General features: G+C 67.0%; 14 protein-coding genes. 10 read left to right on the plus strand and 4 right to left on the minus strand.

Features of this window, described 5'->3' with window-relative positions; translation table 11 throughout:
• Window positions 1-230 precede the first annotated feature (230 nt).
• The 9 genes from TK49_RS02705 (at window position 231) to TK49_RS02745 (ending at window position 13,786) form a co-directional block, all read left to right on the plus strand.
• Complete coding sequence (locus tag TK49_RS02705) at window positions 231-2,000, plus strand: ABC transporter permease (protein ID WP_045785332.1); 1,770 nt, start codon at window positions 231-233, stop codon at window positions 1,998-2,000.
• A gap of 88 nt (window positions 2,001-2,088) precedes the next feature.
• Window positions 2,089-3,453, plus strand: a complete 1,365-nt coding sequence (locus TK49_RS02710; protein ID WP_045785333.1) for an ABC transporter ATP-binding protein — start codon at window positions 2,089-2,091, stop codon at window positions 3,451-3,453.
• Between the two features lie 712 nt (window positions 3,454-4,165).
• Window positions 4,166-6,247, plus strand: a complete 2,082-nt coding sequence (locus TK49_RS02715; protein WP_240479961.1) for a TonB-dependent receptor — start codon at window positions 4,166-4,168, stop codon at window positions 6,245-6,247.
• Window positions 6,248-6,321: 74 nt separating this feature from the next.
• Window positions 6,322-7,377, plus strand: coding sequence for a dienelactone hydrolase family protein (locus TK49_RS02720; RefSeq protein ID WP_045785335.1), 1,056 nt, complete (start codon window positions 6,322-6,324; stop codon window positions 7,375-7,377).
• A 54-nt stretch (window positions 7,378-7,431) separates the two neighbouring features.
• A complete protein-coding gene (locus TK49_RS02725) occupies window positions 7,432-8,394 on the plus strand; it encodes a chromate resistance protein ChrB domain-containing protein (RefSeq protein ID WP_045787710.1) in 963 nt (320 codons plus the stop codon).
• A 38-nt stretch (window positions 8,395-8,432) separates the two neighbouring features.
• The gene (locus TK49_RS02730; RefSeq protein WP_045785336.1) at window positions 8,433-9,605 is read left to right on the plus strand and encodes a chromate transporter; all 1,173 of its coding nucleotides are present in this window, start codon (window positions 8,433-8,435) and stop codon (window positions 9,603-9,605) included.
• A gap of 317 nt (window positions 9,606-9,922) precedes the next feature.
• A complete protein-coding gene (locus tag TK49_RS02735) occupies window positions 9,923-10,729 on the plus strand; it encodes a MetQ/NlpA family ABC transporter substrate-binding protein (protein ID WP_045785337.1) in 807 nt (268 codons plus the stop codon).
• Between the two features lie 895 nt (window positions 10,730-11,624).
• Complete coding sequence (locus tag TK49_RS02740) at window positions 11,625-12,839, plus strand: EAL domain-containing response regulator (protein ID WP_045785338.1); 1,215 nt, start codon at window positions 11,625-11,627, stop codon at window positions 12,837-12,839.
• 299 nt (window positions 12,840-13,138) lie between these two features.
• Window positions 13,139-13,786 (plus strand): response regulator, encoded by a 648-nt coding sequence (locus TK49_RS02745; protein WP_045785339.1) that lies wholly within the window; start codon window positions 13,139-13,141, stop codon window positions 13,784-13,786.
• On the opposite strand, the gene TK49_RS02750 is transcribed toward TK49_RS02745, so the two are convergent.
• Together TK49_RS02750 and TK49_RS02755 are read right to left on the minus strand one after the other, a co-directional pair.
• Window positions 13,783-14,577, minus strand: a complete 795-nt coding sequence (locus tag TK49_RS02750; RefSeq protein ID WP_082076335.1) for an aquaporin — start codon at window positions 14,575-14,577, stop codon at window positions 13,783-13,785. The two genes, TK49_RS02745 and TK49_RS02750, sit on opposite strands and share 4 nt — an antisense overlap.
• Window positions 14,578-14,695: 118 nt before the next feature.
• Entirely contained in the window at window positions 14,696-16,156 is a 1,461-nt protein-coding gene (locus TK49_RS02755; protein ID WP_045785340.1) for an MFS transporter, read from the minus strand.
• Between the two features lie 125 nt (window positions 16,157-16,281).
• Here TK49_RS02755 and TK49_RS02760 point away from each other — a divergent pair, with 125 nt between their 5' ends.
• Window positions 16,282-17,118: a helix-turn-helix transcriptional regulator gene (locus TK49_RS02760; RefSeq protein WP_045785341.1), complete on the plus strand. Its 837-nt coding sequence runs from the start codon at window positions 16,282-16,284 to the stop codon at window positions 17,116-17,118.
• Here the strand turns inward: TK49_RS02760 and TK49_RS02765 are convergent.
• Window positions 17,115-17,714: a hydrolase gene (locus TK49_RS02765; RefSeq protein ID WP_045785342.1), complete on the minus strand. Its 600-nt coding sequence runs from the start codon at window positions 17,712-17,714 to the stop codon at window positions 17,115-17,117. The two genes, TK49_RS02760 and TK49_RS02765, sit on opposite strands and share 4 nt — an antisense overlap.
• Before the next feature lie 22 nt (window positions 17,715-17,736).
• Window positions 17,737-18,171: a PaaI family thioesterase gene (locus TK49_RS02770; RefSeq protein WP_045785343.1), complete on the minus strand. Its 435-nt coding sequence runs from the start codon at window positions 18,169-18,171 to the stop codon at window positions 17,737-17,739.
• Between the last annotated feature and the right edge of the window lie 212 nt (window positions 18,172-18,383).

An 18,383-nucleotide genomic window follows, 5' to 3' on the forward strand; every position in this document is an offset into this window, starting at 1 on the left:
GCCGGGTTGTCGCATCTCTGTCACATTTCTGGAATGTGACGTCGTCAGACTGACAACCGCGCGCCGGGGTCCGACGTTACGCAAGGTAAACTAGGCGGCTTGCCGCCGGGTGCCAAGCAACGCTTGTGAAAGCGCTGCGGTCTACCGCGCTCACCACGTACTGCGCCAACTTCCGGCCCGCGCGCCGCTATTGGGTTTTTGGCCCGCGATCCTCGTCCCGGTCATCCACGATGCAGCAAAACGACAACGAAACCACCATCCGGGGCCGCTTCGGTACCAACCTGGGCGTCAATTTCGGCAGCCTGCTGACCGCGCCGCCCAACCGGTTCGACCTGGCATTGCTGCCGATCATCCTGGCCGCCATCGTGCTCGTGGCCTATGCGGCCCGGCAGATGAACGTGCCGTACACGCCCGGCGAGCCGCTCGACGTGAGCCTGGACGTGGCGCAACTGCCCTACTACCTGCTGCGCACCAGCATCCGGATGCTGCTGGCGCTGGGTGCGTCGCTGGCGTTCTCGTTTGCGTTTGCGGCCATCGCGTCGAAGAACCGCACGGCCGAGAAGGTCATGGTGCCGGCGCTCGACATCCTGCAGTCGATCCCGGTGCTCGGCTTCCTGTCGATTACCGTCACGGGCTTCATTGCGCTGTTCCCGGGCAACCTGGTGGGCGTGGAATGCGCGGCCATCTTCGCCATCTTCACGTCGCAGGCGTGGAACATGGCGTTCTCGCTGTACCAGTCGTTCCGTACCATCCCCACCGATCTCGAAGAGGCGGCCACGGTGTTCCGCCTGTCCAAGTGGCAGCGCTTCTGGCGCCTGGAGGTACCGTTCGCCATGCCGGGGCTGCTGTGGAACATGATGATGTCGATGTCGGGCGGCTGGTTCTTCGTGGTGGCGTCGGAAGCGATTTCGGTGTCGGGCCACGACATCAAGCTGCCGGGCATCGGCTCGTACATCTCGCTGGCGATCCAGCAGCAGAACCTGCCGGCCATCGGCTGGGCGATCGTCGCCATGCTGATCGGCATCATCCTGTATGACCAGCTGCTGTTCCGCCCGCTGATTGCCTGGGCAGACCGCTTCCGCTTCGATGCGATGTCTTCCGAGCGCGAGCCGCAATCGTGGCTGCTGGATCTGCTGCGCCGCTCCGAGTGGGTCAAGGCGATGCTCGAACGCGGCGCCGCGCTGGCCGAGCGTACGCTCGCCTGGGGCGCCGACCGCACGCGCCCGACCGCCAGCGCCGGCAGCAGCTTCGTGCGCTTTCCGTGGTCGCACCGGCTGGCCGACGTCATCATCGTCATTGCCGCGCTGGCGGCGGTGGCGCACGTGCTGCAGTTCGTGCGCTCCGAAGTCGGCTGGGCCGAAGTGGGCCACGTCTTCTGGCTGGGCTTCCTGACGATGGTGCGGGTGATCGTGCTGATCGCCCTGGCGGCGCTGGTGTGGGTGCCGATCGGCATCCGCATCGGCCTGAACCCGAACGTCGCGCGCATCGCGCAGCCCGTCGCGCAGTTCCTGGCGGCCTTCCCGGCCAACCTGATGTTCCCGCTGGCGGTGATGCTGATCGCGCGCTTTGCGCTGAATCCCGAGATCTGGCTGTCCCCGCTGATGATCTTCGGCACGCAGTGGTACATCCTGTTCAACGTGATCGCCGGCGCGTCGAGCATCCCGACCGAGCTCAAGCTCGCCGCCCGCAACTTCGGCCTGCGCGGCTGGCTGATGTGGAAGCGGTTCCTGATCCCGGCGGTGTTCCCGAACCTGCTCACCGGCCTGGTGACGGCCGCGGGCGGCTCGTGGAACGCCAGCATCGTCTCCGAATACGTTTCGTGGGGCGACCGCACCCTCACGGCCACGGGCCTGGGCAGCTACATCGCCGAGATGACGGCCAAGGGCGACTTCCCCCGCATTGCATTGGGCATTGGGGTGATGAGCCTCTTCGTGGTCGGTTTCAACCGGCTGCTGTGGAACCGCCTGTACGACATCGCTCAAGAGCGCACCCGCCTCTAAGAACACGCTCAGGATCGTGGCGCTCGCTACGGATCTTGAGCACGTTCCCAGGCGACCTTACCAAGCACAGATAGCAGAGAGCACCAACATGGCAACCACCGGCACGAACAGCGAAAGCGTCATCGAGCTGCGCGGCGTCTCGAAGATTTTCCGCACCGCAGACCACACCGACCGCGCCGTGCTCGAAGGCGTGGACCTCAACCTGCGCCAGGGCGAGATCGTCGCCATGCTGGGCAAATCGGGCTCGGGCAAATCGACGTTGCTTCGCATCATGGCGGGCCTCGTGCGCGCCGATCGCGGCCAGGTACTGTTTCGCGGGCGCGAGTACACCGGCCCCGTGCAGGGCATTGCGATGGTGTTCCAGTCCTTCGCGCTGTTTCCGTGGCTGACGGTGCAGCAGAACGTGGAGCTGGGCCTCGAAGCGCAAGGCGTGCCCAAGGCCGAGCGCGAAGAGCGCGCCGAACAGGCCATCGACCTGATCGGCCTGTCCGGCTTCAACAGCGCCCTGCCCCGCGAACTCTCGGGCGGCATGCGCCAGCGGGTGGGCATTGCGCGCGCGCTCGTCACCGAGCCTGACCTCCTGCTCATGGACGAAGCGTTCTCCGCGCTCGACGTGCTGACCGGCGAGAACCTGCGCGACGAAATGCTCGACCTGTGGGAAGACCGCCGCACCAACATCAAGAGCATCCTCATCGTTTCGCACAACATCGAAGAGGCGGTAATGATGGCGGATCGCATCGTGATCCTGTCGAGCGATCCGGGGCGCATCCGCGCCGAGGTGCGCGTGCCGTTCCCGCGCCCGCGCAACCGCGATTCCGCCGCCGTGCGCAACCTCATCGACGAGGTCTATGGCCTGATGACCTCGCCGCAGCGCGTGGGCGTGCATCTGGGCGTCGAGCCCGCCGCCGAGCAGCTTGCCTACCGCCTGCCCGACGCCGAGATCGGCCAGATGGAGGCCATTCTGGACTTGCTGGTCGAAGCGCCGTTCAACGGCCGCGCCGACCTGCCGCACCTGGCAGAAGAAGCCGGCGTGACCGACGACGACCTGCTGCCCGCGTGCGAAGCGCTGTCCCTGCTGCAACTGGCCACCATCGAGCGCGGCGACATCATCGTCACGCCGTTCGGCAAGACCTACATGGAAACCGAACCGCCCGAGCGCAAGGTGCTGTTCGGCCAGAAGCTGCTGGAGCGCGTGGCCCTGGCCGCGCACATCCGCGCCGAACTGGAAGCCAACGAAGACGGCGAGATCCGCGAAGAGCACGTGCTGCGCGAGCTCGAGGCGTACCTCAAGCCCGAAGAAGCCGAGCGCGTGCTCAAGATCGGCATCGAATGGGGCCGTTACGGCGAGGTGTATGAGTACGTCTACAACACCGGCATGCTGACCCTGCCCCGTGAAGAGCGCGAGGAACGCGAAGAGCGTGAGGCGCAGGAAGGTGGGGATAACGTGCAGTAAGAGCACGTTGCCACTGACGTCAGAAGAGCCGCTCGATGCGGCCCTTTTTCATAGTCGCTACCGTTTGCAACGCCCGTCAACGCTGCCGCGAACCCCGCCGTTTTGCGTGTGCGGGCGGCCATTCTCGCAAGCCCGATCGCTCCAGCCTCCCTCGCCAGCCGTCCTTTGCCGCCCCGTCCCGGAGGTCGAAATGCGTCGTGCGTACATTCGAACGTTGTTGGCTGTTTCGCTGGCCGTCGGCGCAGGCTTCGGCCTGGTGCATGCAGTCCGCACCTGTCCAGACGATCGACCCACCCGGCTTTTATGACGACGCGGCCCGCTATGCGCGCGACGTGAAACCGATGCGCAATTTCATCGCGCACCTCAACGCCTCAGCCGACAAGGGCGATTGGACCTGCGTCCGGAGCCAGCTGCGAACCTGGGCCGATGCCGACGCGCTGATGGGCAAGATTTCCCCGGCTATCAGGCCACTACGAGCGGTCGTGGGCCGGAACGGATTTCGCCATGGTGCTGCTGCGCATGCCGAGCGACATCCGCAGGCGAAACCAGGCGCAGGTCGATGCCACCGCACAGCGTTTGTCCCCTACCGGCCATGCCCTCGCCCCCTAAGCCCCGCGCCCACCGACATGTGGTATGAGGCTTGCATAACACTTCGCAAACAACATCCGGGGCAAAAGGGGGCCGTGGTATGCAGGCGCGTTACGCGTGGTCGATGGGGGCACTGTGGGGCCTGTGCTGGACATGGGGCCATTCAGGCATCGCTCATGCGGGCGGTCTTCAGCAGCCGGAATTTCAGCTTGAGGCCGTCACGGTCAGTGGTTCTGCAGGCGCCGCGTCCGCCACGGGCGAGGCCGCCAACCAAGGCTATGTGCCGCGCGCCCAGTTGGAGAATCGCCCCCTGCTGCGGCCGGGGGAATTGCTGGAGAGCGTGCCCGGCCTGATCGTCACGCAGCACAGCGGCGACGGCAAGGCCAACCAATACTTCCTGCGCGGCTTCAACCTCGATCACGGAACGGATCTCGCCACCACGGTGGCCGGCATGCCGGTCAACATGCGTACGCACGCGCACGGCCAGGGCTACACCGATCTGAACTTCGTCATCCCTGAACTGGTAGACGGCATTGCCTACAAGAAAGGCACCAGCTTTGCGGAAGAAGGCGACTTCTCCGCCGCCGGTGCAGTCCGGATGGACTACGTGAGCCGTCTGCCGCAGGGCATCGCGCAGCTGGAGCTGGGAGAGCACAACTACCGGCGCGGCCTGCTGGCCAACTCGAGCACGGTCGGCACCGGCACGCTGCTCTATGGCTTCGAATGGCTAGGCGAGAACGGCCCGTGGACCGTGCCCGAAGGCGTGCACAAGCTCAATGGCGTGCTGCGCTACACCGTGCCGCTGGGCGGGGGCGAGCGCATCAGCGTGACGGGCATGGCCTACAAGAACGCGTGGCAATCCACCGACCAGGTGCCGTTGCGCGCCATCAACGAAGGGCTGATCCCGCGCTTTGGCGCAATCGACCCGAGCGATGGCGGCGCGGCGTCCCGCTACAGCCTCTCGGCCGACTGGCTGCGGCCGCTTGCCGATGGGGTGTTCAAGGCCAACGCCTACGTCATCAAGAGCCGGCTGCAGCTGTTCTCCAACTTTACGTATGCGCTCAACAACCCCGAGCAAGGCGACCAGTTCGAGCAGTTCGAGAACCGCGTCACCACCGGCGTGAATGCATCGCGCACGTGGCTGGGCAGCGTTGCCGGGCGTGAGAGCGAAACGGAAGTCGGCTCGCAGACGCGCTTTGACCGGCTGGACCCGATCCGCCTGACCAACACGCAGGCGCGGCAACCGTACGCGCTGGTACGCAGCGACACCGTGAACGAAACCAGCACCGCGCTCTACGTGCGCAACAGCACGCAGTGGCTGCCGTGGCTGCGCACCATCGCCGGTGTGCGGGCCGATCAGTTTTGGTACAGCGTCGCCAGCAGCAACCCGCTCAATTCGGGCAATGGAACGGACCCCATCGTGAGCCCCAAGCTGAGCGTCGTGCTGTCGCCCACGGCGCGTACCGATGTGTTCATGAACTGGGGCCGGGGCTATCACAGCAATGACGTGCGCGGCGCGACCACCACCGTCGATCCGGTGAGCGCAGACCCGGTGCAGAAGGTGTCGGTGCTCGTCCCCGCCACCGGCTACGAGGTCGGCCTGCGCACGCGGGCGCTTGCCCCCAACCTGCAGCTTTCCGCGTCGTTGTGGCGGTTGGACATCGGCTCTGAACTTGTTTTCTCGGGCGACACCGGCACCACCGAGCCCAGCCGCCCGAGCCGCCGCACGGGCGTGGAACTCGCGGCCTACTACACACCGCTGCCCGAACTGATTCTGGATGCGGATGCGGCCTTCTCGCGCGCGCGCTTTCGCGACAGCAACCCGGCAGGCGACACCATCCCCGAGGCCATCCAGACCACCGCTTCGGCCGGCGTGTCGTGGGTGCACGACCGCTGGATGCTTGGCGCACGGCTGCGCTACTTCGGCCCGCGCCCGCTCGTTGAAGACAACAGCGTGCGATCGGCATCGTCGTTCCTGGTCAACCTCAAGCTGGGTTACCGGCTGCAGAAGAACGTGCGCGTGTTCGTCGAGGTGCTCAATGTGCTCAACAAGCAAGTGAACGACATCGACTACTACTACGCATCCCTGCTCAAGGGCGAGGCGTCACCGCTGGATGCCAATGGCGTGGCAACGGGCATCAATGACCGCCACATTCATCCCGCCGAGCCACGCACCGTGCGCGCCGGTGTGGTGTGGAATTTCTAGATCGACAAAGATGGCTGCGCCTGCCGTCTCCCCGCGGCACAATCAGCGCTTCAACTTCATCGCCAGGAATTCTCATGAGAAGGCGTTCGACCGTCGGCTTGTTGCGTCACCTGTTCATTGTTGTTACCGCCGTTGCCGCCGTGGCGTTGGCACTGCCCGCATCGGCGCAGCAAATCGTCAACGATCTCTCGGCACAACCCACCGGCCGCATTCACTTCAACAGCGCCACGCCCAAGAGCAAATGGGAGCTGGTGCATCGCAAGTTCGACAAGACGCCCACGCCCATCTGGGGCACGCTGTATCTGCCCGAGAACCTCCAGGGCCGGGTGCCAGCGATGGTGATTTCGCATGGCTCCGCCGGGCCGCAGCAGAAAGATGTCGACCGGTGGGTGCGGCTCTTCAACCAGATGGGCATGGCCGCGTTCGTGGTGGATTCGTATGGCCCGCGCGGCATTGCCAACACGATGGACAACCAATCGCAGCTCAACCCCGCCGCCAATGACGCCGATGCGCTGTTCGCGCTCAAGCTGCTGAGCACCGACCCGCGCATCGACCCGAAGCGCATCGGGCAGATCGGTTTTTCGCGCGGCGGCGGTGTGGCACTGGACATGACACTCGACGCGTTCCGCAAAGGCGTCATCGATGACGACACGCGGTTTGCGGCGCTCATCGGCTTCTACCCCGGGTGTTCGGCGCTCTGGTGGGAGGTCCCGCCGCCATCGCTGTCCGGCGCCCCGCTGATGCTCGCGCTGGGCGAGAAAGACGACTACACGCCCGCGCAGCTCTGCCGCAACGCGGCGGAGGTCATGCAGCGTGACGGCCAGACCGTCGATGTGCATGTCTACCCCGGCGCGTATCACGACTTCGACAGCACGCGTGCGTACTTCAAGTACTTTCCGGGTGCCACCACGGCGCGCGATTGTCCGCAGACCCTGATCGACGTGCAGCACGATGCGTACTACCGGCTGCAGAGCGGCGAGAAATACCCCAACCTGCAGGCCATGGAGGCCGACTACAAGCGCTGCACCGTGCGGGGCGTTTCCACGGGCGCCAACCTGCAGCAAGCTGAGCGCGCCGAGGCGGACGTCAGAGCGTTCCTGACCAACGCCATGAACCTCCCGCCGCGCTGATGTAGGAACCTCTACAAGATTGCAGCGGTTATGACGTACGCCTATGCTGCCGTCATGACCGCCTCGCCCGATTCCTGGCTGCTGCTGATCGTCAGCCTGCCGACCGCCCGCGCCACCGCGCGCATGCGCATCTGGCGCGCCATCAAGGCGATCGGCTGTGCGGCGCTGCGCGATGGCGTCTACCTGCTGCCTGCGCGCGCCGAGCATGCCGCCCAGCTCAACGACCTGGCAGACGAGACGCTGCAGGAAGACGGCCAGGCCTGGGTGCTGCGCCTGCAGGCCGGCGACGCGGCGGAAGACGCGGCCTACCGCGCCCTGTTCGACCGGTCACCCGACTACGCCGAGTGGCTGGCCGAGCTGTCCGAAGCGCGCAAGACGCTCCCCGACCTGCCCGCCGCCGAGCGCAACCGGCTGCTGCGCCGCCATGCCCGCGCCTACGAGGCCATCCGCAAGATCGACTTCTTCTCCAATGAAGCGACCGTGCGTGCCGATGCGCAATGGCGCGACTTTGCCGCGGCGGTCGAAGCCACACACTCGCCGGGCGAACCGCGCGCCGCCGCGGGCAGCATCCCCCGCCGCGATCGCACCCAATATCAGGGCCGCCTGTGGGCCACCCGCCGGCACCTGTGGGTGGACCGCGTTGCCAGCGCCTGGCTCATCCAGCGCTTCATCGATCCGCACGCCCGCTTCCTGTGGCTCGACAGCCCGGCCGATTGCCCCGCCGATGCGCTCGGCTTCGACTTTGACGGTGCCGCCTTCACGCATGTTGGCGAACGCGTTTCGTTCGAGGTGCTCGTCGCCAGCTTTGGGCTCGACGACGATGCCGGCCTCGCGCGCCTGGGCGCCATGGTGCATGCGCTCGATGTGGGCGGCGCGGCCACGCCGGAAGCCGGCGGGTTCGAAGCCATCCTGGCAGGCGCTCGCAAGCGCGTGGCGGACGACGATGCCCTGCTTGCAGAGATCGGCACCGTGCTCGATTCGTTGTATGTGCATTTTTCCGGCAGCCGCAAGCCGTGACGGCTGTCACCCCTTGCAGCCACCCCTTTAGGTCACCCATGAACACTGCCCTTGAACGCCCCACCTACACGCTGCGGCAACTGCTGCTGTATTTCCTCCGGCTTGGCGCATTGGGCTTTGGCGGCCCCGTAGCGCTGGCCGGCTACATGCGCCGCGATCTGGTCGATGCCCGTCAGTGGATTACCGAAGCGGACTACAAGGAAGGCCTCGCGCTGGCCCAGCTCGCACCGGGGCCGCTGGCCGCGCAACTGGCCATCTACCTTGGCTATGTGCACTACCGCATCGTCGGCGCCACGCTGGTCGGCATTGCATTCGTGCTGCCGTCGTTCCTGATGGTGGTGGCGTTGGGGTGGGCCTATACGCGCTTTGGCGGCCTGACGTGGATGCAGTCGGTGTTCTACGGCGTGGGCGCAGCGGTGATCGGCATCATCGCCATCAGTGCGCACAAGCTCACCACCAAGAGCGTCGGCAAAGACAAGCTGCTGTGGGCCATCTACCTCTTGCTTGCGGCGGTGACGGTCGTGACGGAATCCGAAGTGGCGTGGCTCTTTCTGGCCGCCGGTGTGCTGGTGTGGTTCTGGCGCACACCGCCCCGGTGGTTGCGCCAGGGCCGCACGAACGCCATCGCGGCTGCCCCGGTCGCGGCCGCCAGCAGCCTGCTGGGCACGGTGGACTGGCCGCTGCTCTCGCAGCTGGGCGCGTTCTTCGCCAAGGCCGGCGCATTCGTCTTCGGCTCGGGGCTGGCCATCGTGCCGTTCCTCTACGGCGGCGTGGTCACGGAGCACCACTGGCTCAATGAAAAGCAGTTCGTCGACGCGGTGGCCGTGGCAATGATCACGCCCGGCCCGGTGGTCATCACCGTCGGCTTTATCGGCTACCTGGTGGCGGGCCTGCCCGGTGCGTGCGTGGCCGCGCTCGGCACGTTCCTGCCGTGCTACCTCTTCACCATCCTCCCGGCGCCGTACTTCAAGAAATACGGCAAGCTGCCCTCCATCCTCGCGTTTGTGGACGGCGTGACGGCGGCCGCCGTGGGCGCCATTACCGGCGCGGTCATCGTGCTGGCCAAGCGCTCCATCGTCGATGTCCCGACGGCGCTGCTGGCCGTGGCGACGGTGCTGCTGCTCGTGAAGTTCAAGAAGCTGCCCGAACCGGTGATCGTGGCGGGGGCGGCGTTGCTTGGCCTGGCGCTGTATCCGCTGCTGCATCGCTGATCCGGGGCCGCGCGGTAACCCGCGAAGCGTGGAGTGGCAGAGAGCGGCGCCCCGCACTCAATGCCGGTGCCCGGCGCGGACAATGCCCTGTCCCCAGTTGCCGTGCTGGCGCCCCACGCGTCTGCGCGCCGACGCGCCGACCTGCCTGTGGCGGCACCTCCCGCAGCGAGGTGGCTCGCTGCACCATCGCGGGGCATATGCACATGCCGAAAATATCGTTCGATTGCGGCCTCGCCTGTGACAGGATCACGTCACACGCCCGCTACCCGCGGGCGGATTTCATTCCCGCATCCACGAAAAATCCACGAGGTTTCTCCATGTCCCTGTTCACCCGTCTCGCCCGCGCGGCCGTACCCGCCGTCGCATTCGCCGTGGCCGCCGCCGCCCATGCCGACACCAAGCAGATCAAGCTCGGCACCATGAGCGGCCCCGACGCGCAGATCTGGGAAGTCGTGCAGAAGGTCGCCAAGAAGGACGGCCTGGACGTCAAGATCATCGAATTCAACGACTACGCCCAGCCCAACCCTGCCCTCGACGCCGGCGACCTTGACGCCAACGGCTTCCAGCACCAGCCCTTCCTCGACAGCCAGATCAAGGCGCGCGGCTACAAGATCGTCAACGTCGGCCTGACCTACGTGGCGCCGATGGGCTTCTACTCGAAGAAGGTGAAGTCGCTGGCGCAGCTCAGGGAAGGCGCCAAGGTCGGCATCCAGAACGACCCATCCAACGGCAATCGGGCGCTGCTCCTGCTGCAGAAGGCCGGCGTGATCAAGCTCAAGGCCGGCGTCGGCACCAACGGCAACAACGCCACGCCGCGCGATGTGGTCGAGAACCCGAAGAAGATCAAGCTGGTGGAGCTGGACTCGGCGCAGCTGCCGCGCTCGCTCGATGACCTCGATGCCGCTTCCATCAACACCGACTACGCCGTCAAGAACGGTCTGACCCCCGCGAAGGACGCGATTGCGCTCGAAGACCGCCAGGGCCCGTACGCCAACCTGATCGCCGTGCGCGAGAAAGACAAGAACCAGCCGTGGGTGAAGACGCTGGTGCATGCGTACCAGTCGGAGGAGGTGCGCAAGTTCATCGACACGCAATTCAAGGGCGCGATCCTGCCTGCGTTCTGATCGGCGCTGAAAAAGTAAGCGAGTACTTCGTACCCGATTTGTTTCAGCTGTGGCGAGCCGGTGGGCAACGCATTCCCAGGGCCCGCCGCGCTGTTTGTTGCGTTGCGCCATGGTGTGACTGTTGCGATCGTTTCCGCCCTCCGTGGCGCCTTGACAACGCTTTGCTCCATTACGTAGTTCTACGTTATTGCAACGCAGCAAACGATTCGCTATAGTAGGAACTGTCTCCTCCACCCTCCTTGGTGGATTGTGGCCCGAGCACCTAGTGCTCGGGCTTTTTTCTTTGCGGCGGCGGATGCCGCTGCCTTGTCTTCTCGCCGGTTCCGGCTACGCTGTCTCTCATCACTCCATGCCCGCACCGTTGCCGGATCGCAACGCGCACGACCGTTCAAGCGGGTGCTTTGAGCCGCGCTTCCAATGTCGGCGCTGACGGCGCGGGCAGCTGCCGGAAAGCGGTTCGTGCGTCACTCAAATGTTGTGAATCGGTGTTTATCCACGGCGTTCATGCGCCTAACATCGCGGAACTGCGTCGGTTTTTGTCCTACAAGCGATTCGGCCGCATCCGGACAGTCCGACGCCTTCCCCTCCACTACACTTCATCTTGCTCTCTCTTTAGAGAGCACTCCCCCCCTTTTGAGCCCGCCCCTGTTGCGGGCTTCATTTTTTTCGGGCACGATTTCCTGCATCTTGGCGCCGTCGACACCGGCGCCGGAGCTCAAAAGGTTGGGGGAAATCGCTCAAGGCCCGCGCAGTTGAAAAGCTGCGCGGGCTTTGTTTTTTCTGACCCTTGCGCCTGACAAGGGCGTCGCACAGTGCTTCAATGGCGGATCACGGCGGACGCTGCACGGCGCAAACGGGATGGGCCCCGCCATATCGACAAGAACGAGGACGGCCGATGGAAGGTTTCGCGCAACTCGCCGTGCTGGTGGTCGACGACCATCCGGTACAACGGGCCGCCGCCCGGCAATTGCTCCATACGCTTGGCGTGCAGCAGATCCTGACCGCATGCGATGGCCGCGAGGCGCTCTACCTGCTGGAACTCTGTCACGTCGACCTCGTGCTGTGCGACATCGACATGCCCGGCATGAACGGCCCCGAACTCATGGAGCAGATGCGCCTGCGCCAGGGTCGCGTGTTTCCGCGCCAGGCGCCCGTGTGGGCGTGGGTGAGCGCCATGGACGCGCCGATCGTCGAATCGCACGTGAGCCTCGCGGATGCCGTGGGCCTGGCCCAGACGCATGGCATCCACAAGCCGCTGCGGCCCGCGCATGTGCTGCCCCTGCTGGAGGCCGCCGCCGCGCGCGAGCGCGATCCTGCGCCGCCGGCGCCCGCGGCCGTGCCACGTTTTTCCGACGACGAACTCGCCGCGCTGATCGGTGAGACGCCCGAGCAGATCGAGCTGGTGCTGCAGCCCCAGCATGATCTCGCGAGCAACCAGATCGTCGGGGCGGAGGCGCTGTGCCGCTGGATCCATCCGACACACGGGCGCGTATCGCCCGCCGCCTTCGTGCCGCGACTGGAGGCGCTGGGCCTGGCCGACGGCCTCTTCTTTCACATGCTCGAGCGGTGCGTGCGCGTGCAACAGGCGCTCGCCGCGCAGGCGCATGGGGTGTCCATTGGCGTGAATGCGTCCGCCGCGACGCTGGGCCGCGCGGGCACCGTGGACCGCATCGAGGCGACCGTGCGCGGAGCGCGCATAGCGCCCGGCGCCATCGCCATTGAACTGACCGAGGATTCCCTGGTGCCCGACGCGACGCAGCTCACCATCGCGCTGAACCGGCTGCGCCTGATGGGACATCCGCTTGCAATCGATGATTTTGGCGTCGGGATCGCCACGCTCAAGCTGCTGGCCGACCTGCCCTTCAACATCCTCAAGATCGACCGCTCGTTCACGGCAGCGGTGGACCAGAGCAGCCAGCGCGGCGTGATCTGCCGCACGATGATCGAGCTGGCGCGCGCGCTGCAGCTCGAGTGCATTGCCGAAGGCGTGGAGACCGAAGCGCAGCGCCAGACCTTGCGGGCGCTGGGCTGCGCAACGGGCCAGGGGTATCTGTGGGCCGCGCCGCTGTCGGTGACGGCATTTCTTGCGCATGTGCAGGCGGCCGGCTAGCCGATGGCGGCATCGCGTTTAGTTTTGTGCAGCCCTGATTGAAACAGCTTCTGCCCCGAAACGTTACGACGGGGCCAAAGTAGGACTGGTCTGATCCCGAGCGGTGCGCGGGCTCAGTAAGGTACCGGCACTCCTTTGCCGCTTCACCTGATTCCATGACGGCCCCAGTCCGCCCCTTCCCTCTGCTGGCCCAGCGCCATGCACGAGCGCAGGCCGTAGCGCCTGCCCAGGCCGATTGCGCTTGCCGCCGCCGTGCACGGCGGTGCCCGCTGTCGTGCGGGCACGGTTGAGGGCCCGCCATGTCTGCGTTCCTGTCGATCGTGGCGGCCGATGATCATCCGGTGATCCTCATGGGGCTGACCGCCGCCCTGGCGCGGTTTCCGCAACTGCGTGTCGTGGCGCAGGCCCATGACGGGCGCGAACTCCTGCAGGTGCTCCGCCATATCGACTGCCAGGTCGTCGTCACCGACTACAACATGGGCGGCGACCCGGCCTGCGATGCCATGCGACTGCTGACCCGCCTGCGTAAGCTGCAGCCCAGGCGTGCCGTCGTGGTCTGCACGATGGTCGACAATCCCGCCCTGCTGCGTGCGATGCAGGATGCCGGCGTGATGGGCCTCGTCAGCAAGAACGACGACCTGATCCACGTCGGCCACGCCGTCATGGCAACGGCGCGCGGCGTGCGTTACTACAGCCCGGGGATCGCCCAAGACGTCCGCCTGGGCTCCAGCGTGCAGGAGGCCTACGGACGACTGAGCGTGCGTGAGCGTGAAGTCATTCAACTGTACGCGCGCGGTATGGCCCTGTCGGAGATTGCAAAGCAGCTCGGCTCGAGCATCAAGACCGTCAGCTCGCAGAAGACCATGGCGCTGCGCAAGCTCGGCCTGGCGCGCGACACCGAGCTGTTTCAGTACATGCGGACCCAGGCCATCTCGCTGGTCCGCTAAGCGCTGCGCCCGGTAGCCTGGCGGCGCATCGGCAGCGCGTCGGTGCGGGCCGCGACGGGGCGGGGAGCCCGCGCCGGTTCTGCCCCCGCCAACCAGCGGAACAGCGGTGTCGCCAACAGCGCGCCGGCCAGTTGCGCCAGCATGTAGCCGGGCACGTCTTCAGGGCGGATGCCCGAGGGGCCGTCGGTCAGCGCGCACGCGAACGCCAATGCCGGGTTGGCCAGCGACGAAGACGACGTGAACCAATACCCCGCCGCGATATAGGCGGCCACCACCGCCGGCAGGTGCCGGGGCGCATGACGCCCGCACGCAATGCCCGCCCCGATGAGGCCGAAGGTTGCCAACGCCTCACTCCACCACAGCGCGCCGCCCGTGGCCGCATGCGTGCCTGCCGACCACACGGCCATGCCATACATGGCATGCATCGCGGCCACCCCGAGCGCCGCGCCCACCGTCTGCGCCGCGACGTACGCCAACGCTTCACGCGCGCGCAAGCCGCCCTGCAGTGCCGCCGACAACGTCACCGCCGGGTTCAGGTGCGCGCCCGACACCGGCGCAAACACCGTCAGCAGTGCCAGCAGGCCCGCGCCGCCGGCCAGCGATTGCGCCGGCAGCGTCCACGTGGCATCGCCGCTGGAGATGCGGTTTGCGTGGATGCCTGTGCCGATCACCACCGCGATCAGCAGCGCCGTGCCCAGCGCCTCAGCAACGACGCGGCGCGCCAGCGAAACGGCGGACGGCGCCGGAGAACTCGCCGACGCAGCGGCGCGAAGCGGGGAAACGGTAGCCATGAGCGGGGGAAGGCGGACGATGCCAAATGCATCGCGCGGGAGTGTGGAACCTTCGCCCATGCCGATCAATGCACGCCGGCGCGTTTGTGCCGCGCGCCGGAGTATCGAATGCCCCGGCTCAGGCCGGGTTTGCCGCGCCGGCGGCAGACAGGCGGCGCTGGTGCGCGCCCAACCGTGCAAAGCCGATCGCCGCCGCCGCCAGGGCGGCCAGCATGGCGACGCAGCCGGCGATGGTGCCGCGCGCGATGCCCGCGCCGCCGTCTGCGGCGAACGTGAAGTACAACCCGCCGATACACGCGACGCCCAGCGCGCCTGCCACCTGCTGCGTGGTGATGAGCAACCCCGCCGCGGCCCCCGCCTGCGCCCGCGCCACGCCCGTCAGCACCAGGCCGATCAGCGGGACCACGACAAGGCCTTGCCCCGCCCCGTACAGCGCCACGGCAATGCCGATCAGCGTCATGCCCGGCGCAGCGGGATGCGACCAGTCAGCGCCAAAGCCGGACACCAGCACCAGCAGGCCCAGCGCCATCAACGCGAGCCCGCCCAGCATGGCGCGCACGCCGTGGCGCCGTACCAGCGCGTTGGCCACCCGCGACGTGCCCAGGAACGCGATCGCCAGCGGCAGGATCGCCACGCCCATCTGCAGCGCAGACAGCCGCCGCCCGTTCTGCAGATACAGCGTCAGCACCAGGAAGAACGCCATCATGCCGATGTAGTGCAGGCCCGACGCCGTCAGCCCCGTCATGAAGGCGCGATGCTGCAGCAACGCCGGCGGCAGCAGCGGCGTGCCGCCGGCGCGGTCGACGCGCGCTTCGAGCCGCTGGAACGTTGCCACGCCGAGTACGCCCGCGGCGAGCATCGCCAGCGTCCACCCCGGCCAGTGCAGCTCACGGCCGAACAGCAGCGGTACCAGCACGGCGGCCACGCTCGCGGCCATCCAGGCGACGCCGGCGGTGTCCAGGCGCACCGGCGTGGTTGCCGCCGGTCGCGGGATCCAGCGCCAGCCGAGCAGCGCCGCGGCCAGCCCCACCGGCACGTTGATCAGGAAGGCTGAGCGCCAGCCCAGCCCTGCGATATCTGCGCTGGTGAGCGCGCCGCCCACCAGCAGCCCGGCCGCGCCGCCGGTGCCCATCACCAGCCCGAAGATCGACAGCGCGCGGTCGCGCTCCGTGCCGGCAAAGAGCGCCTGCACGCTCGCCAGCACCTGCGGCACCATCATCGCGGCGGACAGACCTTGCGCAAAGCGCCACGCGATGAGCGCGGCCGCGCTGGCCCCCAGCCCGCAACCGGCCGAGGTGGCGGTAAAGGCGATGAGCCCGAGCAGGAACACGCGCCGCCGCCCGAACAGGTCGCCCAGCCGGCCGCCGGTGATAAGCAGGATCGCGTAGCCGAGCTGGTAGACGGCCAGCACCGCCTCCAGTTGCGCGGGCGTGGCGTGCAGGCTCGTGCGGATGCTGGGGATCGCCACATTGGCGATGAACGCATCGACGATGAACATGAATTGCGCCGTCACCATCACACCAAAGGCAAGCCAGCGGCGCGGTTCCGATGCGGAAGAGGAGGAAGAAACGTGGGTCACGATCGGCTCCGGAAAAGAGAGGTGATCGCAGCGTAGGCGCCCGTGCCGATTCGATGCAGAGCTAGGATTAACCTAGGATTGGGCTGTCCCTCCCACCTTCGCGCGCGCTTGTGTGTAATACCGTCATGGACGATTTCACTGCAGACCTGGCTCCCTTCCCCGCCTCGCCGCGCAACGAGCTCGGCGAGTTCCTGCGCAGCCGCCGCGGCCAGTTGCGCCCGCAGGATGTGGGATTGCCCGAGGGGGGCGGCCGCCGCCGCACCGCCGGCCTGCGCCGCGAAGAAGTGGCGCAGCTCGCCAACATCAGCATCGACTGGTATGTGCGCATCGAACAGGGCCGCGACGTGCGGCCTTCGGTGGCCACGATCGAGGCGATCGGCCGCGCCCTGAAGCTGTCGTCGGACGAGCGCGCCCACATGCGCGGGCTGGCGCGGGCCGAATCGGTCTTCCCGGGCACCCCGGTGCGCTCATTGATGGAGGATGTGCCCGACGTGCTGCGCCGCGCCGTCGCCGGCATGGCCCTGCCCGCGCACGTGCGCAGTTACCGTACCGACCTGCTGTGCTGGAACGATGCCGCGTCGCAGCTGTTCATGGATTTCGGCACGATGCCGCCGGAAGACCGCAACGCGCTGGTCTACATGTTCCTGTATGCCAACGCGCGCGAGCGCTTTGTCGAGTGGGAGAGCGAGGCGCGCCGCATGCTGGCGAAGTTTCGCGCGGTGTACGACCCGCATGCCGACGACCTCGTCCTCGTGGCGCTGGTCGACCGGCTGCGCACCGAGAGCCGCGAGTTCGACACCTGGTGGCGCCAGCATGAAGTCCGCGCCGCCCGCGCCGAGCACAAGCTGATCCGCACGCCGGGCGGCAAGGTCGTCCGCTACGACTACATCGGCCTGCCGGTGATGGAAGACCCGCGGCTGCGCCTCGTGATGTATGTACCGAGGGAAGACGGCGGCGCTTAATCCGTCAACGCCGCGAGGATGGTTTCGGTGCTGCGCACCCGGCCCAGGCGCGGAAAGACGTGCTCGACCGACGAACGGTGCAGCGCGGCATCGTTCGAGCTCATCGCATCTTCGGCCAGCACCAGCGCGTAGCCGTGTTCCCATGCGGCCCGCGCGGTCGATTCCACGCCCACATGCGTCGAGATACCGCCCAGCACGATGGTGGTGACGCCGCGGCGGCGCAATTGCAGGTCGAGCTCGGTGCCGTAGAACGCGCCCCACTGGCGCTTGGTGATCTGGATGTCGGTGGCTGCGACTTCCAGCTCGGCGGGCTGTTCCCACCATTGCGGCGGCAGGCCGCCCGGCTGCGTGGGTGTGGGGCGGTCGACGGGCTGGCGCGGCGCATCAGCGTAGTCGGCCGCCCAACCCACGCGCACGAGCACCACGGGCGCACCCAGCTCGCGAAAGCGCTTGGCCAACTTGGCGGACGCGCCCAATACCTGGTCGGCCGTATGCGGCCCTTGCGCGAACGGCAGGATGCCGCGTTGCAGGTCGATCAGCACCAGCGCGGTGGTCTTCGCAGACAAGGCAGGCAGGGTTTGCAGCGGTTCAGACATCGGTGCTCCAGGTCAATTCGATTTACGGACGGCGGATGACACAGGTTGCCGTGGCGTGCGCGAGCAACGTGCCGTCCTGCGTCTTGAGCGTGCCCTCCGACACGCCGATCGTGCGCGAGACATGCAGCACGCGCCCAACGGCCACCAGCGGTGTATCCACCGGCACGGGCTTCACCATCTTCACGTTCAGGTCGACCGTGCCGTAGCCGACGCCGGCTTCGAGCATGGAATGCACGGCGCAGCCCGTCACGGAATCGAGCACCGTCGCCGCAAAGCCGCCGTGCACACCGCCGAGCGGATTGAGGTGGCGTTTGTCGGCCTGGGCGGTGAAGTGCACGGTGCCCGCTTCGATCGAATCCATCGTCATCGGGATGGTTTCGCTGATGGACGCGCGCGGCAGTTCGCCGTGCGCCATGGCCTGCAGCAATTGCAGGCCGGTCATTTGGGACGGGTGCATGGGGAAGGTCTGGTGGAGTTGGGGTGAGGTGACTCGACACTCTACCGCGAGCCCGATTGCCGGGGCTGCAATGCGTTGCATTGGACGACGCAACAACGCGCGTCTGCCCATGCCCCAATGCGGGTAGACCCTAGCGTTGTGCGCACGCCGACGCGAAAGGCTCCAGAAAGGTGGCCCCTTCTACGCTCGCCCAGCGATCGCATCGGCGGCCT

It is taken from the genome of Ralstonia mannitolilytica (assembly GCF_000954135.1).
Taxonomy (GTDB): Bacteria; Pseudomonadota; Gammaproteobacteria; order Burkholderiales; family Burkholderiaceae; genus Ralstonia; species Ralstonia mannitolilytica.

Coding starts and splice junctions, on each gene's coding strand:
- TK49_RS02740 (WP_045785338.1), top strand. CDS start 11,625: ATGGAAGGTTTCGCGCAACTCGCCGTGCTGGTGGTCGACGACCATCCG.
- TK49_RS02705 (WP_045785332.1), top strand. CDS start 231: ATGCAGCAAAACGACAACGAAACCACCATCCGGGGCCGCTTCGGTACC.
- TK49_RS02735 (WP_045785337.1), top strand. CDS start 9,923: ATGTCCCTGTTCACCCGTCTCGCCCGCGCGGCCGTACCCGCCGTCGCA.
- TK49_RS02715 (WP_240479961.1), top strand. CDS start 4,166: ATGGGGGCACTGTGGGGCCTGTGCTGGACATGGGGCCATTCAGGCATC.
- TK49_RS02750 (WP_082076335.1), bottom strand. CDS start 14,577: ATGGCTACCGTTTCCCCGCTTCGCGCCGCTGCGTCGGCGAGTTCTCCG.
- TK49_RS02760 (WP_045785341.1), top strand. CDS start 16,282: ATGGACGATTTCACTGCAGACCTGGCTCCCTTCCCCGCCTCGCCGCGC.
- TK49_RS02710 (WP_045785333.1), top strand. CDS start 2,089: ATGGCAACCACCGGCACGAACAGCGAAAGCGTCATCGAGCTGCGCGGC.
- TK49_RS02720 (WP_045785335.1), top strand. CDS start 6,322: ATGAGAAGGCGTTCGACCGTCGGCTTGTTGCGTCACCTGTTCATTGTT.
- TK49_RS02745 (WP_045785339.1), top strand. CDS start 13,139: ATGTCTGCGTTCCTGTCGATCGTGGCGGCCGATGATCATCCGGTGATC.
- TK49_RS02725 (WP_045787710.1), top strand. CDS start 7,432: ATGACCGCCTCGCCCGATTCCTGGCTGCTGCTGATCGTCAGCCTGCCG.
- TK49_RS02730 (WP_045785336.1), top strand. CDS start 8,433: ATGAACACTGCCCTTGAACGCCCCACCTACACGCTGCGGCAACTGCTG.
- TK49_RS02770 (WP_045785343.1), bottom strand. CDS start 18,171: ATGCACCCGTCCCAAATGACCGGCCTGCAATTGCTGCAGGCCATGGCG.
- TK49_RS02765 (WP_045785342.1), bottom strand. CDS start 17,714: ATGTCTGAACCGCTGCAAACCCTGCCTGCCTTGTCTGCGAAGACCACC.